The sequence below is a fragment of the Halomonas sp. 3D7M genome (assembly GCF_014897885.1).
In the GTDB taxonomy this organism is placed as follows: Bacteria; Pseudomonadota; Gammaproteobacteria; order Pseudomonadales; family Halomonadaceae; genus Vreelandella.
This window is the reverse complement of the sequence record NZ_JABUZF010000170.1, coordinates 15,109-36,333: the sequence shown is the minus strand read 5'-3', so window position 1 is coordinate 36,333 and position 21,225 is coordinate 15,109. Positions and strand designations below refer to the sequence as shown.

At 52.6% G+C, this 21,225-nt stretch carries 20 protein-coding genes and 4 tRNA genes; 8 read left to right on the top strand and 16 right to left on the bottom strand.

The window, feature by feature from the left end; all coding sequences use genetic code 11:
• Positions 1 to 41: 41 nt before the first annotated feature.
• From lnt to miaB, 5 genes are all read right to left on the bottom strand, one after another.
• Positions 42 to 1,499 carry an apolipoprotein N-acyltransferase gene (gene lnt, locus INT22_RS08835; protein WP_193068071.1) on the bottom strand — a complete coding sequence of 486 codons (1,458 nt, stop codon included), beginning with the start codon at positions 1,497 to 1,499 and terminating at the stop codon, positions 42 to 44.
• A 37-nt stretch (positions 1,500 to 1,536) separates the two neighbouring features.
• The gene (locus INT22_RS08830) at positions 1,537 to 2,430 is read right to left on the bottom strand and encodes an HlyC/CorC family transporter (protein WP_193068070.1); all 894 of its coding nucleotides are present in this window, start codon (positions 2,428 to 2,430) and stop codon (positions 1,537 to 1,539) included.
• A 352-nt stretch (positions 2,431 to 2,782) separates the two neighbouring features.
• The gene (ybeY, locus tag INT22_RS08825; RefSeq protein WP_193068069.1) at positions 2,783 to 3,244 is read right to left on the bottom strand and encodes an rRNA maturation RNase YbeY; all 462 of its coding nucleotides are present in this window, start codon (positions 3,242 to 3,244) and stop codon (positions 2,783 to 2,785) included.
• On the bottom strand, positions 3,241 to 4,320 hold the full coding sequence (locus tag INT22_RS08820) for a PhoH family protein (RefSeq protein WP_193061651.1): 1,080 nt from the start codon (positions 4,318 to 4,320) through the stop codon (positions 3,241 to 3,243). Before INT22_RS08820 ends, ybeY begins: the two co-directional genes overlap by 4 nt.
• An 86-nt stretch (positions 4,321 to 4,406) precedes the next feature.
• Complete coding sequence (gene miaB / locus INT22_RS08815; RefSeq protein WP_038482686.1) at positions 4,407 to 5,750, bottom strand: tRNA (N6-isopentenyl adenosine(37)-C2)-methylthiotransferase MiaB; 1,344 nt, start codon at positions 5,748 to 5,750, stop codon at positions 4,407 to 4,409.
• A gap of 198 nt (positions 5,751 to 5,948) precedes the next feature.
• On the opposite strand from miaB, the gene INT22_RS08810 reads away from it, so the two are divergent.
• The 3 genes from INT22_RS08810 to INT22_RS08800 all read left to right on the top strand — a co-directional run bounded on the left by INT22_RS08810 (position 5,949) and on the right by INT22_RS08800 (position 6,714).
• Positions 5,949 to 6,024: transfer RNA gene (locus tag INT22_RS08810), tRNA-Asn, on the top strand.
• 39 nt (positions 6,025 to 6,063) lie between these two features.
• Positions 6,064 to 6,139: transfer RNA gene (locus INT22_RS08805), tRNA-Asn, on the top strand.
• A 212-nt stretch (positions 6,140 to 6,351) separates the two neighbouring features.
• Positions 6,352 to 6,714, top strand: coding sequence for a metalloregulator ArsR/SmtB family transcription factor (locus tag INT22_RS08800; protein WP_193068068.1), 363 nt, complete (start codon positions 6,352 to 6,354; stop codon positions 6,712 to 6,714).
• Here INT22_RS08800 and INT22_RS08795 read toward each other — a convergent pair.
• Positions 6,706 to 7,632, bottom strand: a complete 927-nt coding sequence (locus INT22_RS08795) for a LysR family transcriptional regulator (protein ID WP_226912543.1) — start codon at positions 7,630 to 7,632, stop codon at positions 6,706 to 6,708. The genes INT22_RS08800 and INT22_RS08795 overlap by 9 nt on opposite strands.
• Before the next feature lie 145 nt (positions 7,633 to 7,777).
• Between INT22_RS08795 and INT22_RS08790 the strand changes: the two genes are divergently transcribed.
• From INT22_RS08790 to INT22_RS08775, 4 genes are read left to right on the top strand one after another with little or no spacing between them, the layout of a single operon-like run.
• Positions 7,778 to 8,551 carry an SDR family oxidoreductase gene (locus INT22_RS08790; protein WP_193068066.1) on the top strand — a complete coding sequence of 258 codons (774 nt, stop codon included), beginning with the start codon at positions 7,778 to 7,780 and terminating at the stop codon, positions 8,549 to 8,551.
• 59 nt (positions 8,552 to 8,610) lie between these two features.
• The gene (locus INT22_RS08785) at positions 8,611 to 8,862 is read left to right on the top strand and encodes a hypothetical protein (protein WP_193068065.1); all 252 of its coding nucleotides are present in this window, start codon (positions 8,611 to 8,613) and stop codon (positions 8,860 to 8,862) included.
• A gap of 46 nt (positions 8,863 to 8,908) precedes the next feature.
• Positions 8,909 to 10,090: a low temperature requirement protein A gene (locus tag INT22_RS08780; protein WP_226912542.1), complete on the top strand. Its 1,182-nt coding sequence runs from the start codon at positions 8,909 to 8,911 to the stop codon at positions 10,088 to 10,090.
• Positions 10,087 to 10,746, top strand: a complete 660-nt coding sequence (locus INT22_RS08775) for a potassium channel family protein (RefSeq protein WP_193068064.1) — start codon at positions 10,087 to 10,089, stop codon at positions 10,744 to 10,746. Before INT22_RS08780 ends, INT22_RS08775 begins: the two co-directional genes overlap by 4 nt.
• 96 nt (positions 10,747 to 10,842) lie before the next feature.
• On the opposite strand, the gene INT22_RS08770 is transcribed toward INT22_RS08775, so the two are convergent.
• The gene (locus tag INT22_RS08770; RefSeq protein ID WP_193068063.1) at positions 10,843 to 12,942 is read right to left on the bottom strand and encodes a carboxy terminal-processing peptidase; all 2,100 of its coding nucleotides are present in this window, start codon (positions 12,940 to 12,942) and stop codon (positions 10,843 to 10,845) included.
• Positions 12,943 to 13,080: 138 nt separating this feature from the next.
• Here INT22_RS08770 and INT22_RS08765 point away from each other — a divergent pair, with 138 nt between their 5' ends.
• Entirely contained in the window at positions 13,081 to 14,385 is a 1,305-nt protein-coding gene (locus INT22_RS08765) for a M18 family aminopeptidase (RefSeq protein ID WP_193068062.1), read from the top strand.
• 64 nt (positions 14,386 to 14,449) lie between these two features.
• On the opposite strand, the gene INT22_RS08760 is transcribed toward INT22_RS08765, so the two are convergent.
• The 9 genes from INT22_RS08760 to INT22_RS08720 all read right to left on the bottom strand — a co-directional run.
• Positions 14,450 to 14,526, bottom strand: a tRNA-Met gene (locus INT22_RS08760).
• Positions 14,527 to 14,604: 78 nt separating this feature from the next.
• A complete protein-coding gene (ychF, locus tag INT22_RS08755; RefSeq protein ID WP_038482699.1) occupies positions 14,605 to 15,696 on the bottom strand; it encodes a redox-regulated ATPase YchF in 1,092 nt (363 codons plus the stop codon).
• Positions 15,697 to 15,805: 109 nt separating this feature from the next.
• Positions 15,806 to 16,387, bottom strand: coding sequence for an aminoacyl-tRNA hydrolase (gene pth, locus INT22_RS08750; protein WP_193068061.1), 582 nt, complete (start codon positions 16,385 to 16,387; stop codon positions 15,806 to 15,808).
• A gap of 162 nt (positions 16,388 to 16,549) precedes the next feature.
• Entirely contained in the window at positions 16,550 to 17,191 is a 642-nt protein-coding gene (locus tag INT22_RS08745; RefSeq protein ID WP_089038650.1) for a 50S ribosomal protein L25/general stress protein Ctc, read from the bottom strand.
• A 96-nt stretch (positions 17,192 to 17,287) separates the two neighbouring features.
• Entirely contained in the window at positions 17,288 to 18,229 is a 942-nt protein-coding gene (locus INT22_RS08740; RefSeq protein WP_171880177.1) for a ribose-phosphate pyrophosphokinase, read from the bottom strand.
• A gap of 58 nt (positions 18,230 to 18,287) precedes the next feature.
• A tRNA-Gln gene (locus INT22_RS08735) sits at positions 18,288 to 18,362 on the bottom strand.
• A 31-nt stretch (positions 18,363 to 18,393) separates the two neighbouring features.
• Positions 18,394 to 19,254: a 4-(cytidine 5'-diphospho)-2-C-methyl-D-erythritol kinase gene (ispE, locus tag INT22_RS08730; protein ID WP_193068060.1), complete on the bottom strand. Its 861-nt coding sequence runs from the start codon at positions 19,252 to 19,254 to the stop codon at positions 18,394 to 18,396.
• A 17-nt stretch (positions 19,255 to 19,271) separates the two neighbouring features.
• On the bottom strand, positions 19,272 to 19,925 hold the full coding sequence (gene lolB, locus INT22_RS08725; RefSeq protein ID WP_193061661.1) for a lipoprotein insertase outer membrane protein LolB: 654 nt from the start codon (positions 19,923 to 19,925) through the stop codon (positions 19,272 to 19,274).
• Between the two features lie 86 nt (positions 19,926 to 20,011).
• On the bottom strand, positions 20,012 to 21,225 hold a 1,214-nt coding region (locus INT22_RS08720; RefSeq protein ID WP_226912541.1), incomplete at its 5' end, for a tetratricopeptide repeat protein.

The following is a 21,225-nucleotide window of genomic DNA, read 5'->3' as shown; positions in this document are numbered from 1 at the left end:
GGCTACGCCGCCCCTGCCCGCTGGAAACGGCCTCCTTGGTTTTAACGCTTGCGTATCAAGCCCGGTAACAGTAGCAGGCCAGCGAATAGCCATGCAGGCCAACTACCCGTGCGGGTAAACGGTGTTGCCCCTTCCATGGCGTAAAATTCGCCAATAAGGTAGGTGGTTTCAAATTGCGCAGCGCTATCTACCAGCTCGCCACGGGGATTAATAATCGCGGTAATGCCGTTGCTGGTAGCGCGCACGACATAACGACCATTCTCTAGCGCGCGCAGGCGGGCCATTTGCAAGTGTTGGTGGGGGCCAATGGAAGCGCCAAACCAAGTGTCATTGGATACCGTCACAATCACGTCGCTGTCTGCTGCGCGTTGTGCAACCAACTGTGGGTAGATAATCTCATAACAAATAGCGTTGCCAATTGTCACACCGGCAGCCTGCATGGGCGTTTGTTCGGAGGCGCCTTTAGAAAAACTCGACATCGGTAGATCAAAGAAATCGATAGCACCCCGTAACACGCTTTCAAGCGGCAGGTATTCACCAAACGGCACTAGATGCTCTTTTTGATAGCTGCCTTCTACGTTGCCAACACCAATCACACTATTGAAATAACGGTTGTCTTCGTCGAGTTGAACAATGCCGGTTAATAGCGCGGTGCTTGGCGGTAAGTTGGCTTGTACGCGCTCTAACACCGGGCGAGCTTGGTTGTCGATCATTGGCAGGGCGGTTTCGGGCCACAGAATGAGATCGGCATCATCCGCGACACGGCGGGTTAAATCGCTATAGGTATTGGCTGCTACGCGCTGGCCTTCGGGGGTCCACTTTAATAGCTGGGGCAGATTACCCTGAAGTAGCGCAACGCGCGTGGGCTCGCTTGCTGGTGTCGTCCACAGTGAGGGTAGGGCCAACGGAACGAGCCAGATAGCGGCTAATGGCAGCGCTGCCCACCATTGGCGTCGCAGCAGTTCAGCGCCTAAGGTGCCTGTGAGCACTACCAGCAGGGAAAGTAAGTAAACGCCGCCTACTGGTGCCCAGTTGGCCAGCGGTGAATCCACATAGCTGGAGCCAACCAATAGCCACGGAAAGCCGGTAAACAGATAAGTGCGTAGTACTTCCCCCAGTACCCATGCCCCTGCAAAGCTAGCCAATGCCCAGCGCGGGCTGCAAAAACGTCGATAAAGCCAAAACGTGCCTGCAAAAAAGAGGGCTAATACGGACACAAACAGAGCAGTCAGAAATACCGCCAGGGGAACGCCGGTATAGCCGTAATCGTGAATGGATACATATACCCAAGAAGTGCCGCTGGCAAAGAGCGCTACGCCGTATAGCCAGCCTTTTAGTGCTGCTTGAGCAGGACTTAATGTATGCAGGCCAACATAAAGCAGGCCGATGGCGATGGGCCCTAGCCACCATAATTCAAATGGTGAAGCGGTAAGCGTCGTGAAACCACCGGCCACGAGGGCAGCCAGCAGCTGGAGTGCAAAGGTGGGCGTCAACCCCATGGTGATATCCTATCGGCAGGTTGAAGTGGGCGGTTGACTAGCCGTCGCTGTCGTCGCCATCGGTAGCATTTTCACTGGTGTCATCGCGATAAGCTTCCAGTAACCGAATGCGTCGATTATCGGCATTAAGAATGACGAACCGCCAGCCGCCCAGGCTAGTATGTTCGCCACGGCCTGGTAAGTGGCCAAATTGTTGCATCACAAGGCCTCCGACAGTATCGAATTCGTCATCAGAAAATTCGCTGCCAAAGCGTTCGTTGAAGTCTTCAATTGGTGTGAGAGCACGAATGGCGAAGTGGCCATTGTCCAGCGTGCGGATATCGTCCTCTTCATCGGTATCGTGCTCATCTTCGATATCCCCAACGATCTGCTCCAGAATATCTTCGATAGTAATAATGCCAGCCGTGCCGCCGTACTCATCTACCACAATGGCCATGTGGTTATGGGTGTCACGGAATTCCTTCAGCAAGCTGTTTAGGCGTTTGGACTCGGGAATAAACATTGCCGGGCGCAGCACGTCTTCCAGCTTAAAGGCATCACGGCTTTCTTGCGTTTGAGAGAGCAGGGGGAGCAAATCTTTAACCAGTAAAATACCTTTTACATCGTCAAGATTCTCGCCAATGACCGGATAGCGGGAGTGCCCTGTTTCTTGGATCAATGGCAAGTAGCCATCGCTGGTTTGGTCAAGGGTAATTGCCGACACCTGAGAGCGTGGAATCAATATTTCACGCACTTGCTGATCGCTGATCTCAAGAGCGCCTTCAATAATCATAATAGCGTCTTGATCTAGTTTCAGTTTCCCTGCGGTGTGGCGTAAAAACGTCATTAGCTCATCGCGCGAGCTAGGTTCGTCATTGTCTCCGGAAAGGGCGCCAAAGAGTTTCTCGAGCCAGGATTTTTGATTTGAGTTGCTCGATCGGTCTTCGCTCATTGCGTCTAATCTCTCTATTACGTGCAAATAGTGACTTGCAAATAGTTGTGTGCAAACAGTACGTCAAAGCACTACTTAAAAACAGCTATGAAACCTCTGATTAACTACGCTTGGCCATACTGCGTTAAAAATCGCCTCGTGCGCGAGCCCGGTCAAAATGCTCATTTACAGCCCGTAAACTCGAACGCGAGTCCGATCCTTTTTTCGTTGATTTTTGCCTTGTCTGGCCTGCGCTCATCACATTAATCAGAGGCTCCCTATGTGAAGATGGCTACGGGCAAGCAGTCTGTCGTTTTATCACTGAGTCGGGGGATACACCACCCTAAAAGTAATTATCGATCAGGTTAACAGCTTACTCGTGATACGGGTCAGGAATATTGAGAGTGGCAAGCAGCTCGCGCTCTAATTGTTCCATTTCTTCCGCTTCTTGCTCTTCAATGTGGTCATAGCCCATTAAGTGCAGTGTGCCGTGCACCACCATGTGTGCGTAATGATGCTCAAGAGGCTTCTGTTGTTCTTGGGCTTCATGGGCAACCACGGCATGGCAAATAATCAGGTCGCCAAGTAACGGTAAACAGACGCCGGGAGGATTCTCAAAAGGAAACGAGAGCACGTTGGTTGATTTATCGTTACCCCGATAATCTCGATTGAGTGCTTGGCTTTCTGCTTCATCCACAAAGCGAATCGTCAGCTCTAAGCGCTCATCATCGGGGTGGCGTGAGAAGACACAGCCCACCCAGTGGGTGAGCTGCTCAAGGGTGGGAAGCAACGGCTCATTGATGGCCGCCTGGCGGTCAATCACGATGTTACTCATCGAGGCGCCTCTCCTGCGCGTTCAAGTGCTTGCATGCGGGCTTCGCGCTCCTGTTGGCGAGCTTCACGGCGAGCGCGCTCTTGCACTTCCTGCTGCGACTCAAACTCGTCATAGGCTTCGATGATCCGCTGAACCAGCGGGTGACGCACAACGTCTTTCGCAGCAAAGTGGGTCACGCCGATGCCGGGGGTTTCCTTGAGAACATCCAGCACCTGTGAAAGACCAGAGCGCTGTCCGCGAGGCAGGTCTACCTGGGTAATATCGCCGGTAATCACCGCTGTTGAACCAAAACCAATCCGTGTCAGGAACATCTTCATCTGTTCCGGCGTGGTGTTCTGGCTTTCGTCCAGGATGATGTAGGAGTTATTCAGCGTACGCCCACGCATATAGGCCAGCGGGGCAATCTCGATCACTTGACGCTCAATAAGCTTAGCGACCTGTTCGAAGCCGATCATCTCGTACAGTGCATCGTAGAGCGGGCGGAGGTAAGGGTCGATTTTCTGGGCAAGGTCGCCAGGTAGAAAGCCAAGCTTTTCGCCTGCTTCTACTGCTGGGCGAACTAACAGAATGCGGCGTACTTCCTGCTGATTTAGTGCTTCTACCGCCGCGGCAACCGCCAAGTATGTTTTTCCCGTACCGGCAGGCCCAATACCGAAATTGATATCGTGCTCGCGAATGCTTTGTACGTAGCGCTGCTGATTAAGGCCACGAGGCTTAATCATGGTGCGCGGTGTACGCATAATCACGTCATCGCTGTTGATGTCGCTATCATCCTCTTCTTCTAGCGCTTCTAAGCCAGATTCCTGAAGGAAGAGGTGAACTGTGTCTGCTGCAAGTTCTTCTGCCGCAGTTTCACGGTAAAGGTGCTCAAGCACGTTAGCGGCGGCTTTGATCCGGTTAGCGGCGCCGGCCAGCTGAAACACGTTGCCACGGTTGCGCAACGTCACGTCCAGGCGGCTCTCAATCAGTTTTAGATGCTCGTCCTGTTGGCCGCAGAGGCTAGCAAGGCGCTGCGGATCATTGGGTTCAAGGCTTAGGGTGATAATGCGATTGGCCTGAGGTGATGGCTGGCTCAAGAGTAAGAAACCCATTAGTTGATGTATGTGAGACTCAGCTTACTGCCCCGGCGATGCCGGGGCAATTACCTAGGATAAGTGAGCAGTTAATAACGCTCTGGAGAAGCGAGATCGCCGCGCAACGAGTTGGGCAGCGCTTCGGTAATCTCCACGTCTACAAAGTAGCCGATCAGTTCTGTTGGGTTGGCTGCCCGGAAGTTAACCACGCGGTTATTTTCGGTGCGCCCTGAGAGCTGTCCCGGGTCTCGCGGTGAGAAACCGGATACCAACACCCGCTGGGTAGTGCCTACCATGCGTCGGCTGATTTGCGCTGCCTGCTGCAGAATTCGCTCCTGCAAAATGGCGAGACGCTGTTTTTTGACACTTTCCGGCGTTTCGTCTGGCAGGCCGGAGGCGGGTGTGCCTGGGCGTGCCGAGTAAACGAAGCTGAACGAGTGATCAAAGCCGATGCGATGAATCAGATCCATCGTTGCTTCGAAATCCTCTTCGGTTTCGCCAGGGAAGCCGATGATAAAGTCGGAAGAGAAGCTAATATCCGGGCGGTTGGCGCGGATCCGCTCCATCTTCTCGATGTACTCTTCTGCGGTATGGCCGCGTTTCATCGCACTTAAAATACGGTCAGAACCTGACTGTACCGGTAAATGTAGGTGGCTCACCAGTTCCGGAATGTCGGCAAACGCATCTACCAGGCTATCCGTAAATTCCACCGGGTGAGAGGTCGTAAAACGCACGCGATCAATACCATCCACTGCAGCAACGCAGGCGATTAGCTCGGCAAGGTCGATCTCATCGCCCTCGTCATTTTCACCGCGATAAGCGTTCACGTTCTGGCCAAGCAGGTTAATTTCTCGCACCCCTTGATCGGCTAAGTGAATGACTTCATCAATAACCGATTCAAAGGGGCGGGAGACTTCTTCACCGCGGGTATAAGGCACCACACAGAATGTGCAGTATTTCGAGCAGCCTTCCATGACAGAAACAAAAGCGGTTGCGCCATCAGATTTTGGCTGCGGCAGGTGATCAAACTTTTCGATTTCTGGAAAAGTGACATCGACCGCAGCAATCTGGTTGTTATTGCGCGCATCCAGCATTTTTGGCACGCGGTGAAGCGTCTGTGGGCCAAAAATCATATCGACAAAAGGCGCGCGCTTACGCAGCGCCTCACCTTCTTGGCTTGCCACACAGCCGCCAACACCAATCACGAGGTCTGGATTGGCGTCTTTTAGCTTTTTCCAGCGACCCAGTTGATGAAACACCTTGTCCTGGGCTTTTTCGCGAATAGAGCAGGTGTTCAACAAGATAACGTCAGCTTCTTTTTCGTTATCGGTCAATTCCAGCTGGTGAGATTCGCCGAGCAGATCTGCCATACGCGAGGAGTCGTACTCGTTCATTTGGCAGCCGTGCGTTTTGATAAAGAGCTTCTTCGCCATCGGTACCTGTCATCTATGAGTCGTCGGGGGACGAGGGATGAATGAAAACATGACTGCAATCGTAATGGGCAGTGTAACGTACAGCCATTGAATGGCGGCATTATACGGACACAAGAAACCCGGGGCTAGCCGTTAACCTATAATCGATACTTGACCCGAGCGTTTCTATCAGTATACTACGCACCGTGTTTGAGCAGTTCCTCGATAGCTCAGTTGGTAGAGCAAATGACTGTTAATCATTGGGTCGCAGGTTCGAGTCCTGCTCGAGGAGCCAAATTGCTGTTCTGCTTTAATTACCGCCTACGGTAAATGTTCCCCGATAGCTCAGTTGGTAGAGCAAATGACTGTTAATCATTGGGTCGCAGGTTCGAGTCCTGCTCGGGGAGCCATTCTGTTTTTTCTTTTCTTTTAGTCTCACCTTTCTAGTAAGCATTCTCTCGCAGTCGCTAGCCTAAAACGACCATTTCGCATCTCTACGACCTGTTTATAATAACACTCAATGCCCTCGCTCAATGTTCTATGGCATCCTGGGTGATTTTTTGTGTCTACCGGTTAGGAGCGTATAAACTGTTTTGGCTACTCATTTTTTTGGAAGGTGTCCGTGGGAAAAGCTGCCAGCCTGAATGCACTGCAGGTGTTCAAGTGCCTAAGTGACGAGACACGGTTAATGCTGGTGCTCTTGATCGCCAAAGAGCAATCGCTGTGCGTGTGTGAAATGACCTATGCGCTAGAAGAGTCGCAGCCTAAAGTGTCGCGTCATTTGGCCCAGTTGCGGCAGTGTGGATTGCTAATCGATCAGCGAGAGGGGCAGTGGGTTTATTATCGTTTGTCGCCTCAGCTACCTGGATGGGCGCAAGATATTATTTGTGCAGGCGCTGAAGGCAGTCCGGTGCGGTTGAACACGCTTACTCAGCGATTAGTTAAGATGGGTGATCGGCCGACACGGCGGGCAGCACTATGCTGACTTGTCAGTGCTCTCTCTTTGTGTAGAGCTTTGCGAAATAACGCCGTGCCCCTCAAGTATGCTTTCCAGCCAGTGTAAAAAAACACGCACTTTGGGGGATAGGTTACGTCGTTTGGCGAACAGAAACGAGAGTGGAATAGACGGTGGTGGTGTGTCAGGCAGTATCTCTTTGAGCTCGCCTCTTTCAAAAAGATGACGTACATCATAGGTGGGCACCTGAATTAAGCCAAGCCCAGACAGGGCCGCCGCGATATAGGCCTCAGCCCCGTCGACGGTAATGGCACTACGCATTTCGATTTCTACCAAACGTTCACTCTGCTGGAATTCCAGTGTCGCGGTTGAGGCTGGAAGTTGGGTGGAGTAGTTGACCATCAAATGAGAGCTTAGATCATTAAGCTTCTTTGGTAACCCATGGTGTGCCAAATACTCGGGGCTAGCGCAAGTTACGAAATCCACTTCGCCAAGTGGGCGGCAAACAAGGTCTGAATCTTCTAGTATTCCAAGCCGCAGGACACAGTCGACACCATCAGCGATCAGATCCACCATTCTATCGCTTGCACTAAGATCAATAGCCAGAGAAGGATGCTGGTCTATAAAGCCTGGTAGTGCAGGGAGGATTAGTCGACGAGCTATGCGACTTGGAATATCGACGCGCAGTCGCCCACTTAGGCGCAAGTTGCCTTGCAAGAACATCTGTTCAGAGGCCGCTACTGCATCGATGATATCCTGTGCCGTTTCTAGAAACCGCCTACCGTCCTGGGTTGGAGCGACCTTACGGGTGGTACGGAATAGAAGCTGCGTTTGCAGCCTGTCTTCCAATACCTGGATTTCCGTTGAGACAGTAGAGCGCGGGATAGCCAGTGCCTCAGCTGCCCGAGTGAAATTCCCACTCTCCATCACTTGGATGAAGATTTGCATTTGCCTGATGCGATCCATTGCTATTGTTCGTTAATTCCGACAGGTCATGTTGATATTCGCATGTTTATCATGATCAGACAACGCGTCATCTTATCCGTAGGCCGTGATGTTGAGCGGTGATGATACTTAACGTGAGGGATGAGTGATGTCTATTAATAGTATTGAAGGTAAGGTAGTGCTGATCGCTGGTGGTGCGAAGAACTTGGGTGGCTTGCTTGCGCAAGAATTTGCAAAAGCGGGGGCCAAGGCTGTAGCGATCCACTACAACAGTGATTCTGCTAAGCAGGCTGCCGAGCAAACCTTGGCCTTGATTCGGGCGGCAGGAGCCGAGGCAGTCGCATTCCAAGCTGATCTAACTAGCGCGGCAGCCATGGAAAAACTCTTTCAGGATACTGTTGCTGCAGTGGGTAGGCCCGATATTGCCATCAATACCGTCGGTATGGTGGTTAAGCGGCCGATTGCCGAAGTGACCGAAGAGGTTTTCGATCAGTCTTGTGCAGTTAATGTTAAGGCAGCGTTCTTTTTCCTGAAGGAGGCAGGTAAGTACGTTAACGATCATGGCAAGGTCTGTACTCTTGTGACGTCACTCCTGGGGGCTTACACGCCATTTTATGCGGCTTATGAAGGGTTAAAGGCACCTGTTGAGCACTTCACGCGGGCGGCATCAAAAGAGCTTGGGGAGCGGGGTATTTCTGTTACTGCGATTGGGCCAGGGCCGATGGATACGCCTTTCTTTTACCCTGCTGAAGGTGAGGATGCTGTTGCCTACCATAAGACGGCTGCGGCACTTTCGCCTTTCTCAAAAACCGGCCTGACTGATATTGAGGATATCGCTCCTTGGATCCTTTTCATGGTATCTAGTGGATGGTGGATGACTGGCCAGACAATTCTTGTCAACGGCGGCTATACCACAAAATAAATTGGGTGGCTGACGAATATCACCGCCGGCTACCTTTTTAGATTCAAAGGAGACGTTTCATGCATACGGTTATGGTCATCCTCGCTGGATTGGTATTGTTGGCGGTTTTTGTCGTCTTGGCTCGTATTGCTTCAATCCGATTCGCGCGGCTTCTGCCTGTATATCTCGTGGTCTGGTTAATTTGTACTGCTATCAATATGTGGATTGGTGTCAGTCAGGCGGGCTACAGCGTGATGCAGGAGCTGCCGTTCTTGTTGATCGTTTTCGCTGTTCCGGCGGTGGTTGCTATTTTGTGGTCGCGGAGAAACTAAGGAGGGTTCCAGGGATAACTGCTGGCGATAACAGAGGGAAGATTTCATGATGGTAACAGCTCTTCATAGGCTCGCTCCAAAGACTGCGTTGCGTAATATTGGTTTAGGCGAGACCCCACATGTGACCAATGTCGAGCTTTTCTTTGACTTGGTCTATGTTTTTGCAATTATCCAGCTTTCACACTTCCTATTAGCCCACGACAACTGGGTAGGTGCGCTTGAGGCCGTTACGCTTTTCGCGGCGGCTTGGTGGGCGTGGAATTACACGTCATGGGCGACTAACTGGCTTGATCCCGATCATGCCAGTGGGCGCGTTCTGATGATTGTGCTCATGGCTTGCGCACTGCTGATGGCGATTGCAATCCCGTATGCTTTCTCCTCTCGTGCAGGCCTTTTTGTGGGTGCTTATGTTGCCATGGCGCTGATACGTGCGGGCTATATGTCCATCGTTTTTCGTGGTGAACAGATGGGGAGAAGCTATGCACAGCTTTGTGCATGGAGTGCGATATCGGGCTTGTTCTGGGTTGCTGGCGCTCTGATCCCCAGCGCTAGATTAGAGTTGTGGATCATTGCTGTAGTAATCGACTATTCCGCGCCCTATGCTGGTTTTTGGTTACCTGGTAAAGGAGCCACGCCCATGGATAGCTGGCCCTTGCGCGGTCTGCATCTTTTGGAGCGCAACCAGCAGGTCTTTATTATTGCGCTTGGCGAATCCATCCTGCTTTTGGGGGGCTTGCTCGTTAGTCAATCTTTGGGGGCTGGTGTCATCGCTGCTGCGGCTATCGGCTTTTTGTTGATTATTACGCTATGGTGGATCTATTTCGTACATCTTGCTGAGGCAGGCGAGCACAGCTTTGAACATGCGGCTGATCATACGCGGCTGGCTCGGGCAGGTTTGGCCTATGCCCACGGAGTGATGGTCTGCGGCGCTATTGTGGTGGCCGTCGCTATCGAGCTGATCGTTGCTCATCCGTATGATGCCATTCATACCACAACGGCGTTGTTTGCTTTCGCTGGTCCAACGATCTTTTTGGTAGGATCGGCAATGTTTCATCGCACCATGGCCTCGAAACTACCCGTCTGCTATCTGCTTGCCGGGGTGGCTCTTGCGGCTTGGGCCTGGCTGGTATTAACAATGCATCTGAATGGCTTGTGGTTGGGAGGCGGGGTCTTGGTCGTGATGATCACCCTGGCAGCAACCGCCCATCGTGAAGGGAGGGCAGCATGACAAGTGCTCCCGCTCGGCTTGGTGGTTTACGGGTGACAATCGGTCTTTTACTGGCGATTTTGTTGCACAATTTGACCTACCCATTATCGGGTGCAGAGGGTATCTGGCCTGCGCTGTTTTATTTTTTTTATGGGTCTATCTTCGTCGTAGCAACCTTTTCGCTGTTGGCTGGCCGACGTTTGCGCACACTGGCGGTTGTCAGTGGAGTGGCAGTGATCGTGGCTGGACTGACAAACTCCTATACTCCGGGTACTTATACCACTCTGGCGGTTTATCTTACCTCTATCGCCTATCATCTTGTCATCGGAGTGGTGCTGGCACTCTATATCTTCCGCGCGACCGAGATGATGTCCGATGTGCTAGTGGCTGCCGCTTCGATATATCTGGTGATCGGATCAGGTTTTACAGCGATCTTTGCGCTGATTGAATGGATCGTGCCAGGCTCTTTTGTAGTGTCATCAGGGGTGCCGATTAACTGGCAGCAACTGTTTTATTATAGTTATGTCACGTTAACACCCGTGGGCTATGGCGATATCGCCCCGCAAGGGTTCTACGCCCAGTCGTTTGCGATCTTCGAGGCAGTGATTGGCGTGCTATATACGGTGATTCTGCTGTCGCGCCTGGTAGGCCTTCAGACGAGCACACAGCCAAAGTAGCCGTATCTACCCAGAAGCCGTCTCAAGAAGCTTTATGAAAAGTAACTGCGAATGTACCAGTCCAGATAATGGACTGGTACATTCATTGGTGGGGTCTCAGTATTTCGCCATGCGCTGTGCGCCCTGGAGGTGGGCGTAGTCGAGTAAGATTTCGGCGGCTTCTAGTACATGGGCACGGTCAACCGGCATGTCTTCATCCTTATCCTCCTCGTTGGCAGCGTCTGCGTCACTACCTTCGGGCTGCGAGTTATCACTGCGCGCATCCATCCACTCATCCAGCTCTGGCAGGTTTAAAGCGCGACGGCGTTGGTTTTCAAGTGAAAGCTGTTCAGCTTCTTGAGCTTCTAACTCTCGTTGACGCTGTTCGCGGTTCAGGCTAACGCTGGTGTGCTGTTCGCGTAGCTGGCGAGCCAAGGTGGACTGGCGCTCTAGATAGCGGAAGTTAGGATTCTCATTGGCACGTTCTTGGTGTTGAGAAGTCAGGGCAGCGAGGGTGTTCTCTGGAGCGCCATAGCGGCGGTATTGAACGTTCTGCACGGTATCCCAAGCAAGAGCATTATCTAGACTGCTTTCACCAATGCGTTCAGGGTCAATCAGGCTGGGGAATATAATGTCGGGTTCAACGCCGCGGTTTTGGGTGCTATCACCTGAAATGCGGTAAAACTTGGCACGGGTAAGCTTGATTTGACCATGGCTAAGATCATTGAGCGTTTGTACAGTGCCTTTGCCAAAGGTGGGGGCGCCTACCACAATGCCGCGGCCATAATCTTGAATAGCGCCAGCAAAAATCTCCGATGCTGAAGCGGAAAGACGGTTAACCAGCACGGTTAGAGGCCCGTCGTAAGTCGTGCCTGCATCGGTGTCGCCGTAGAGCTGAATGCGGCCTTGGGCATCACGAACCTGTACCGTGGGGCCTCGGTCAATAAACAGGCCTATCAAGGAGTTGGCTTCTTGAAGCGCGCCACCGCCATTATTGCGAAGATCTAGGACAATACCTTCAATGCCTTCTTTCTTGAGACTTTCAATTTCTCGAGCGACGTCGCGGGTGGTGCTGCGATACTCATCCTCACCGGCTTGCCAGGCATCGAAGTCGACGTAGAACGTCGGAATGTCAATCACGCCAATGCGATGAGGTTTGCCGTCTCGCTCAATGTTTATCACTTCGCTATGCGCTGCCTGGTCTTCTAGGCTGACAGTGTCGCGAGTAATTTCAACAATTTGAGAGCGGGTCATGTCCACTGCTTGGGCAGGCACCACGTCCAGACGTACAACGGAGCCTTTAGGACCGCGAATCAGGTCGACGACGTTGTCCAGGCGCATGCCTACCACATTGACCATGTCGCCTTCTTCTTGGCCCACGGCGATAATTCGGTCGGCGGGCTCAAGCACGCCCGCTCGATCGGCAGGGCCACCGGGAACTAGGCTGGCTACCTTCACGTATTCGCTATCGGCTTGAAGTAGTGCGCCGATACCTTCAAGTGAAAGGCTCATTTGAATATCAAACGATTCGCTTTGGCGAGGGGAGAGGTAGCTGGTGTGAGGGTCGATAGTGCTGGAGGCTGCCGCCATGATTAACCCAAAGACGTCTTCAGACTCTGACTGACGCAAGCGGGATAGTTGTCCTTCGTAGCGCTGGCGCAGATTGCTTTCTATCTGCTCGTCATCTTGGTCTGTTAGAGCAAGCGTTAGCGCATCGTTTTTGAGCCGTTTACGCCAGAGTTCGTCTAATTCACTTTCGCGGGTTGCCCATGGGGCATCTTCGCGATCGACTTCTAAGCGCTCGTCGCTATCGAATTCGAATGAAAGCCCTTCATCAAGGCGTTCTAGCAACCACTCTAGGCGGGCGGTGTGGCGTTCGCTAAGACGATTATAGAGTGCAAATGCATCGTCAAGATCACCATCGAAAAGTGCTTCTGCCATGTCGCGCTCTAAATGGCGATAAGGCTCTATATCACGGTTCAATAGGTAGGAGCGCTGGCCGTCCAGAATGTCTAGATAGCGTTGGAAAGCTTCCGCTGACCACTGCTCGTCGAAGTTAATATCGGCATAATGCCCATAGCGGAGTGAGTCCGCTATTTCCTCTGCCGCTTGGCGTTGTTCGTCGGTCGGCTCAAGTTGCGCCAGCGCTGCTGGGCTGGCAATGGCCAGCATCACAGCAAGGGCGACCGAGCGCGAAAACGTTGCAAACAGGCTCATCAGTCAAGCTCTCCCGGATTTGTGTACACTTATTCTTCCCTAGACCCGCAGATAGCCTATGAGTTGCGTAGGCCGAGGGAGCATTGTAGCAGGTCATTTACCCTGTGATACTCAATCATTACTGTTATGAGGATTTCTATGTCCGAAGCTTTCAACGCGGACCGTGTAACGCGGCTATGTGATTTTCTGCACCAGTCGCCTACGCCCTGGCATGCGACTCGCTGTATGGCGGAGCGTTTGGAGCAGGCGGGCTTTGTGCGTCTTGAGGAGACGGCTAACTGGCAGCTTGAGCCGGGCAAGCGCTATTACGTGACGCGCAATGATTCGTCAGTGATTGCATTTCAGCTGCCTGTTGAGAAGTTAACCAGCCTGCGTATGTTAGGTGCGCACACGGATAGCCCGGGGTTGCGTTTAAAGCCCAACGCCACCCAGTATGCCGCGGGATGGATGCAGTTGGGGGTGCAAGTATATGGTGGTGTGTTGTTAGCCCCGTGGTTTGATCGCGACTTGGGGTTGGCAGGGCGTGTGCATGTACGTCACGCCGATGGTCATTTAGAAAGTGTGCTGCTAAATGTGGACCGGCCGATTGCCATGGTGCCTAGTTTGGCGATTCATTTAGACCGCGATGTTAACGCTGGACGTGTTATTAACCCGCAAACGCAAATGTCGCCTGTTGTGATGCAGAGTGATAGCGCGCAGCTTAGCGACTTATTGGCTGATTGGTTGGAAGAGCAGCATGGCCTGCGCGCTGTGGAAGTCGTTGACTTTGAGTTAGGATTTTATGACGTACAGCCGCCATCGTTGGTAGGCTTGCGTCAGGAGTTGGTCGCCAGTGCGCGGCTAGACAACTTATTGTCGTGTTTTGTGGGACTCGAGGCGATGCTAGCGTGTGATGCTAGTCAGGGCGCCTTGTTGGTGGCCAATGACCATGAAGAGGTGGGTAGTGCCAGTGCCTGCGGTGCTCAGGGACCTTTCTTGGGTGATGTGCTGAAGCGTTTAAATGCTCAGGTAGGTGGTGCGACTGAGGAGTCGCTGATTCAGCTGATTCAGTCATCGCTTATGATTTCATGCGATAACGCTCACGCTTTACACCCGAATTTCCAAGACAAACACGATGAACGCCATGGCCCTGCAATTAATGGTGGTCCAGTTATTAAGGTAAATGCTAATCAGCGTTATGCCACTAATAGTGTAACAGGAGCGCTGTTTCGGGATGTGTGCCGTGAGGCCGATGTGCCCGTGCAGTCGTTTGTTACTCGTTCAGATATGGGGTGTGGTAGCACTATCGGGCCGATTACGGCGACTGAGGTGGGGGTGCCGACGATTGATGTAGGGCTTCCTCAGTGGGCAATGCATTCGGTACGTGAAACAGCAGGTACCCGAGATGTTGATTATTTGACCCAGGCGTTGACGGTGTTTTTGAACCGGTCTGAGTTGTGCTGAGTACATTGCTGATCAATAACGAAAAAAGCCCGCTGACTGAGTCAGCGGGCTTTCAATATTCGTGTGGTGGCTACGCCCTGATTTGAACAGGGGACCCCATCATTATGAGTGATGTGCTCTAACCAGCTGAGCTACGTAGCCATTCAACGGGGGCGAATATTACTCAGTAGCCCGTCGTTCGTCAAGTGTTTCTTTTTTTGTTTATCAAGCGGCAACTGATCAGACGTTAAAACGGAAATGAATAACATCGCCATCTTTAACGATGTAGTCCTTACCTTCTAAGCGCCATTTGCCAGCATCTTTAGCCCCTTGCTCGCCATTGAGGGCGACAAAGTCTTCGTAAGCAACCACTTCCGCGCGGATAAAACCTTTCTGGAAATCGGTGTGAATCACACCAGCGGCTTCTGGGGCGCTGGCGCCTTCTTTCACTGTCCAGGCGCGGACTTCTTTAACGCCAGCGGTGAAATATGTTTGTAGGCCAAGCAGGGCATAGCCTGCGCGAATGACGCGATCAAGCCCTGGCTCTTCCATGCCCATTTCTGATAGGAACATACTGCGCTCTTCGTCATCCAGCTCGGCAATCTCAGCTTCTAGCTGGTTGCATACCGGCACCACTGCTGCGCCTTCTTCTGCCGCAATCTCATTAACGATATCCAGGTAGGGATTGTTCTCGAAGCCATCCTCGTTAACGTTGGCAATGTACATGGTGGGCTTGAGCGTTAAGAAACCGAAGCTCTTAATCTGGCGCTTCTCATCTTCATCAAGACCAAAACTACGCAGCGGCATACCTTCAGCGAGGTGTGGCTGAATGCGGTCAAGAATGGCTTTGGTGGCAGTGGCATCTTTGTCGCCGCCTTTTACTGCACGAACGAGGCGTTGGCTGGCTTTTTCGACGGTATCCAGGTCGGCAAGTGCCAGTTCCAGGTTGATGGTTTCAATATCTGCCCGTGGGTCCACTTGGTTGGCAACGTGGATTACGTTGTCGTTATCAAAGCAGCGTACGACATGGGCGATCGCCTGGGTTTCGCGAATATTGGCCAAGAACTTGTTGCCCAAGCCTTCGCCTTTGGATGCCCCTGCAACTAAGCCTGCGATATCGACAAATTCCATTGTTGTCGGCAGCACTTTTTGTGGCTTGACGATCTCCGCAAGCTTATCAAGTCGCGGGTCAGGCATTGGTACGATGCCTACGTTCGGTTCAATGGTGCAGAATGGGAAGTTTTCTGCATCAATACCTGATTTGGTCAGCGCATTAAAAAGCGTGGATTTGCCTACATTAGGTAGGCCGACGATACCGCAGTTAAAGCCCATAAATTACTTCCTGGCCGCTAGGGCAGCGCAACAAGGGAAGCGTCTGCCAATATTGAAAAAAAGGGCGTGCTAGAACGCCTGATTCTAAGGGTGCTTATAAAGTGTGCTGCTATTTTACGCTATGAAGGCGGTTCATGGCTTTAGCCCAGTCGCCAGAGAGTGCAAGTGGTAGCGTAGCTAGGCACTCATCCAAAGCGCTTTCAATGGCTTCCCGTTCGGCTTTGCCGGGTCGGCTTAGCACATAGTTAACGACCTGACGTGCTTCTCCTGGGTGGCCAATGCCAATTCTTACCCGATGAAACTGCTTCTGGTTGCCTAAGGCGCTAATGATGTCTCGCAGGCCGTTATGACCGCCATGACCACCGCCGGTCTTATAGCGTGCCTGTCCTGGCGGAAGGTCTAGCTCATCATGAGCAACCAGTAAATTGTCAGGCGTTAGTTTGAAAAACTGTGCAAGCGCTGCGACGGCAGCACCGCTACGATTCATAAAAGTAGTGGGGTTGAGAAGGTGCAGTTCATGGTCGCCAATACGTGCTTTGGCGTACAGGCCCAAAAATTTCTTTTCCGGGCGAAGCTCTGTGTGCGCACTGCGTGCAATGGCGTCTACCAGCCAAAAGCCCGCATTATGGCGAGTTGCATCGTATTCTGCACCGGGGTTTCCCAGGCCAATAATGGCCGTTACCTGGCTCATTGTCCCACCTCATAAAAATTTCTAGACGAAATTTTCGACGTCATGTCAGGCCGCAAAAAAAAATCAAGCGCCGAAGCGCTTGATTTTATCATTCCTGGGTCATGCAGGCATGACCCAGGTGGCACTGAAAAGCATCAGCTGGCAGCGCCGAGAGCTAGCGCTTTACTCAGCGCTGGACTCTTCTTCGCCTTCACCTTCGCTCTCTTCGTCATCACCGCCGCGTACTTTTACTTTGGTGATGCTTAGAACTGCGTTGTCGTGATCTTCGCCGTGGGCCAGATCAACCGACGTGACGCCAGCAGGCAGGTTCAGGTCAGACAAGTGCAGCGTAGTGCCTAGCTCAATGGCGCTGATGTCCACTTCCAAGAAGTCCGGAAGATCTTTCGGCAAGCAGCTAATGGCTACTTCATTGGCCAGGACGTGCAGTTCGCCGCCTTGATCTTTGATGCCGACACACTTCTCTTCGCCAACGACGTGCAGCGGCACGTTCATGGTGATTTCGTGAGTAGCGTCAACACGCAGGAAGTCAGCGTGGGTTAACAGCGGCTTGAAGGGGTGACGCTGTAGGTCACGAACAACCACTTGCTCTTCAGTACCGTCGATGACCAGTTTGATCACCGAAGAGAAGAAGGACTCGTCTTCAATCGCTTTGTAGAAAGCAGTTTTTTCTACAGAGATAGACTGAGCGCCTTTTTCACCGCCATAAACAACGGCCGGTACTTGTTGGTTCGCACGACGCAGGCGGCGGCTCGCACCTTTCCCCAGGTCGTTACGAACGCTGGCTTTCAGGATAAAATCAGACATTTAATTTGCCTCTTGGTTTAAGTAAGGAAACGCCGCCGACCGCGACCAGACGACGACGCTTCCAGGGCCCCAGTAGGGGGCTGCTACGTCAGGCGATTAATGGAACATCGCGCTAACGGATTCTTCGTTGCTGACTCGACGGATGGCTTCCGCGATGAGTCCGGCAACGCTCAGCTGGCGAATTTTTCCGCTGCGACGGGCAGTGTCGGAAAGCGGAATGGTGTCGGTCACGACAACCTCGTCCAGCACCGAGTTGGTGATGTTGTCGACCGCAGGGCCGGACAAAATCGGGTGTGTTGCATAAGCGACAACGCGTGCTGCGCCGTGATCTTTTAGCGCTTCGCCAGCTTTGCAGAGCGTGCCAGCGGTATCAATCATGTCATCGACAACCACACAGGTGCGGCCTTCGATTTCACCGATGATGTGCATTACCTGGGCCTGATTGGCCTGGGGGCGACGCTTATCAATAATGGCAAGATCAGCGTTCAGCTGTTTGGCGATAGCGCGAGCGCGCACAACGCCACCGACATCGGGAGAAACCACAACGAGGTCGTCGTAGTTCTGGCGCTCGATGTCGTCCAGCAAAATAGGTGAGCCGTAAACGTTGTCAACCGGTACGTCGAAGAAACCTTGAATTTGGTCAGCGTGCAGATCCATCGTCATGACACGATCAACGCCAGCTTTCACCATCATATCAGCAACAACTTTCGCTGAGATGGGAACGCGGGCTGAACGGACGCGACGATCCTGGCGTGCATAACCAAAATAGGGAACGACTGCCGTAATACGGGTAGCTGAGGCGCGACGCAGGGCGTCCACCATCAGAATCAGTTCCATCAGGTTATCGTTCGTGGGGGCACAGGTGGATTGCAGGATGAACACATCCTTACCACGCACGTTCTCATTGATCTCGACCGCGATTTCGCCGTCGCTAAATTGACCGACCGTAGCATTACCCATACGGCTGTCTAAGCTCTCGGCAATCTTTTGAGCGAGTTCGGGATTGGCATTCCCGGTGAAAACCATCAATTTTGACACGCGCAGCCACCTTTGCAGTGTTGGGGATCAGGGGAGAAAACGCAGATCATAATTAGGTTGGCTGGGGTACCAGGATTCGAACCTGGGAATGCCGATACCAAAAACCGGTGCCTTACCACTTGGCGATACCCCAGCAATAAACCTAATGCGATGACCGGGCGCTTTCAGCGGCCCAGAGCATCTTGTAGGGGAGAGGTGTTGAGTCCGCGCGCTACCCATGAATGCCAATGTTGACCTGCCATATATGCGACGGCTTGTGCGGCTTGCTGTGAATCGAAAGCCGCAAACAAGCAGGCGCCGGTACCGGTCAACCGACTAGGTGCATGCTGCGTGAGCCAGTCCAATGCTTCCGCAATTGGCGGATAGCGTTTTTTGACGATAGCTTCGCAGTCGTTACGCCACTCCGGCGCTCCCCCCTGCAGTGCGCGCGCCATAGTAATGGGGAGGCTGTCGCGTGTCAATTCCGGGTCTTGGAAGATTGCTGGTGTTGAGACGCTAACGCCTGGATGGATGACCACGAACCAGGGCGTATCTAGCGTGACAGACGTAAGCTTTTCGCCAACGCCTTCCGCCCAGGCGCTGTGACCGTGAACGAATACCGGGACATCGGCACCTAGCGTCAGCCCTAGTTTTGCAAGCGCTTCGCTACTTAGTCCTAGTTGCCACAGGTGATTCAACCCGACCAGGGTGGTCGCTGCATTAGAGCTTCCACCGCCAAGACCGCCTCCCATCGGCAGATTTTTTTCGATGGCGACTGAGACGCCTTGCTGAATGCCGCTTGCCTGTTGCAATAAGTGTGCTGCACGGACAATTAAATTGTCGTTATGGGCAACGCCACTAAGCGTGTTGGAAAGTGTAATGGTGCTGTCAGTGCGTGGCGTGAAGGTAAGGTAATCACACAAATCGATAAACTGAAAAAGCGTTTGCAGCTCGTGATAGCCGTCTTGACGACGGCCAACGATATGCAACATGCGGTTTAGCTTAGCGGGAGCAGGCAATGTCAACGCCGAGGGTGTTGCAGGCATGTGATCTCTCTACTGATCTAAGAGTCCGAGTTAGTGGATTGCCACTGATTGACCACCAAGGTGATGCGCAGGTCGCCATAGTTCATCACTAGTCGACGAGGTAGCCACATGCCCTCTACTTGCTCCCAGTCACGGTAGTCGATCTCCCAACCATCTTGCTGTAAGTGGTTAGGGAAGCCGAGCTCGTCTGATTCCAACTGGTAGCTGGCGTGCTCGCCCGGCAGGCCTCGCACCCAGTCAGGCATGGCGCGAACCGGCAATGACCAACCAAGTTGCTCTTCCATTAATGCTTCCGGCGTTTCGGCTTCAAAGCGACCATCGCTAGTGGTTAGCGAAAAGCGCCCTTCGCGACCTTCTAGCACACTGCGCCCGCCGCCAAAGGGGCCACTGATCAGCATGCGGAAATAGTGGGGATGTTGATTCCAGTCTAGATTGGCGCTGGTATTTTCCTGGGGAGTGCGAAGTCCTGCTTTGCCCACGAGAGTCCAGGTGTCGAAGGCTTCAACGTCGGCTTGCTGGCGTTCCCATTGCCCAGCTTGGCGTCCGCCATCGTCTACAGGCGCTTGGGTGGCGCACCCGGCCAGCGTTAACAGGGCAATGCCGGCCAGTAACAAGCGAGTTGAGCGACTGCAGATTGATAAACGGCTCGCGGGCAGGGAATTGGTCAACATAAACTGGCTCCATGTCAGTACTGCGTAAACTGTCTTTTATAAGGGCGTGCTTTTATAAGGGCATACTTTTATAAGGGCATGTCATGTTAGGGCGCGCTTAACGGTGTTAGTTCAGGGTGGCGCTCAAGTAAGTCATCAATTTGCGGGTGATAGCTTGCTCGCTGAAGAATGCGCTCAATAAGCTGGCGTGCTTCTTCACTGCGTCCTAGGGCATGAAGAACTTCGGCTAAATGAGCGGCAATTTCTTGATCAGGCACTTGTGCGTAGGCGCTCTCTAGCCACGCAAGTGCATTGTCAGGCTGGCCGAGCCGGAAATAGACCCAGCCCATGCTGTCGAGTATTGCAGGGTTGCTGGGATCAGCTTCATAGGCACGCTCAATCAAATCGCGTGCTTCTTCAAGGCGCCCCTGGAGGTTCAGGTCGGCAAGCGTGTAGCCTAATGCGTTTAATGCATCTGCATTATCAGGTTCGGTATGCAGTATTTGGCGCAGGTCGCGCTCCATTGCTTCAACATCGCCCATTTCCCACGCGCGCATTGCCCTTAAATAAAGCAGGCTGGTGTCATCTGGCGTACGAGTCAGCTCTCTATCAAGTAGTGCCATGGCATCTTCTTGCAGATTAAATTCATCCAGTAGCTGTATTTCTAGCATGACTAGCTCACCGAAGTAGTCGTCATGGCGCATTCGCTCGACACGCAGCATAGCGCGAGCATCTAGCAGGCGATCATTTTCAATCAGCATGCGTGCAGCGGCGGCTCGGGCTGGAAGAAATTCGTTGCCGTCTTGTACTTGCCGATAATAAAGCAGCGCGTTATCGACTTCTCCTTGAGACTGGGCAATGGCTCCCAGTAAGAAGTAGGCAGTGTTAGGTACGCGGTCCTGACCAATCAGAGGTTGCAGTAATCGATACGCTGGCTCGCTATGGCCTTCTTCCAAATAGAGTTGGGCGAGAGCAATACGTAATTCTTCGTTACCACCATGCGTTTCTAACAACGTATTGGTGTGTGCTTCCGCAGCGGTAATGTTGTTCAGGCGAATTTCAGCTTGGGCTAACATTAATATAAAACGGACATCATCGGGCGCTAAATCTAGCCCCCTTTGCGCGGCGTTCTGAGCACTACGATGATCGCCAATCTCTAATGCTAGGCGCGCCTTAGCAAGCCACAAAGCGGCAGATTCAGGTGACAGCTGCGTTACTTGATCCAGATGCTGTTGCGCTTGACGTGTTTGCCCTAGTGCTGACTCGATCAGTGCGGCGCCAAGTAAAACATCGCTGTGGAATTCATTTTGCTGAGCGCCAG

Bases quoted from the DNA above. Each gene is read 5' to 3' on its own strand.
- INT22_RS08780 (WP_226912542.1), top strand. From the start codon at position 8,909: ATGATGGTAACAGCTCTTCATAGGCTCGCTCCAAAGACTGCGTTGCGT.
- lnt (WP_193068071.1), bottom strand. From the start codon at position 1,499: ATGGGGTTGACGCCCACCTTTGCACTCCAGCTGCTGGCTGCCCTCGTG.
- INT22_RS08775 (WP_193068064.1), top strand. From the start codon at position 10,087: ATGACAAGTGCTCCCGCTCGGCTTGGTGGTTTACGGGTGACAATCGGT.
- INT22_RS08765 (WP_193068062.1), top strand. From the start codon at position 13,081: ATGTCCGAAGCTTTCAACGCGGACCGTGTAACGCGGCTATGTGATTTT.
- pth (WP_193068061.1), bottom strand. From the start codon at position 16,387: ATGAGCCAGGTAACGGCCATTATTGGCCTGGGAAACCCCGGTGCAGAA.
- INT22_RS08830 (WP_193068070.1), bottom strand. From the start codon at position 2,430: ATGAGCGAAGACCGATCGAGCAACTCAAATCAAAAATCCTGGCTCGAG.
- INT22_RS08770 (WP_193068063.1), bottom strand. From the start codon at position 12,942: ATGAGCCTGTTTGCAACGTTTTCGCGCTCGGTCGCCCTTGCTGTGATG.
- miaB (WP_038482686.1), bottom strand. From the start codon at position 5,750: ATGGCGAAGAAGCTCTTTATCAAAACGCACGGCTGCCAAATGAACGAG.
- ychF (WP_038482699.1), bottom strand. From the start codon at position 15,696: ATGGGCTTTAACTGCGGTATCGTCGGCCTACCTAATGTAGGCAAATCC.
- INT22_RS08795 (WP_226912543.1), bottom strand. From the start codon at position 7,632: ATGCAAATCTTCATCCAAGTGATGGAGAGTGGGAATTTCACTCGGGCA.
- lolB (WP_193061661.1), bottom strand. From the start codon at position 19,925: ATGTTGACCAATTCCCTGCCCGCGAGCCGTTTATCAATCTGCAGTCGC.
- INT22_RS08790 (WP_193068066.1), top strand. From the start codon at position 7,778: ATGTCTATTAATAGTATTGAAGGTAAGGTAGTGCTGATCGCTGGTGGT.
- INT22_RS08745 (WP_089038650.1), bottom strand. From the start codon at position 17,191: ATGTCTGATTTTATCCTGAAAGCCAGCGTTCGTAACGACCTGGGGAAA.
- ybeY (WP_193068069.1), bottom strand. From the start codon at position 3,244: ATGAGTAACATCGTGATTGACCGCCAGGCGGCCATCAATGAGCCGTTG.
- ispE (WP_193068060.1), bottom strand. From the start codon at position 19,254: ATGCCTGCAACACCCTCGGCGTTGACATTGCCTGCTCCCGCTAAGCTA.
- INT22_RS08785 (WP_193068065.1), top strand. From the start codon at position 8,611: ATGCATACGGTTATGGTCATCCTCGCTGGATTGGTATTGTTGGCGGTT.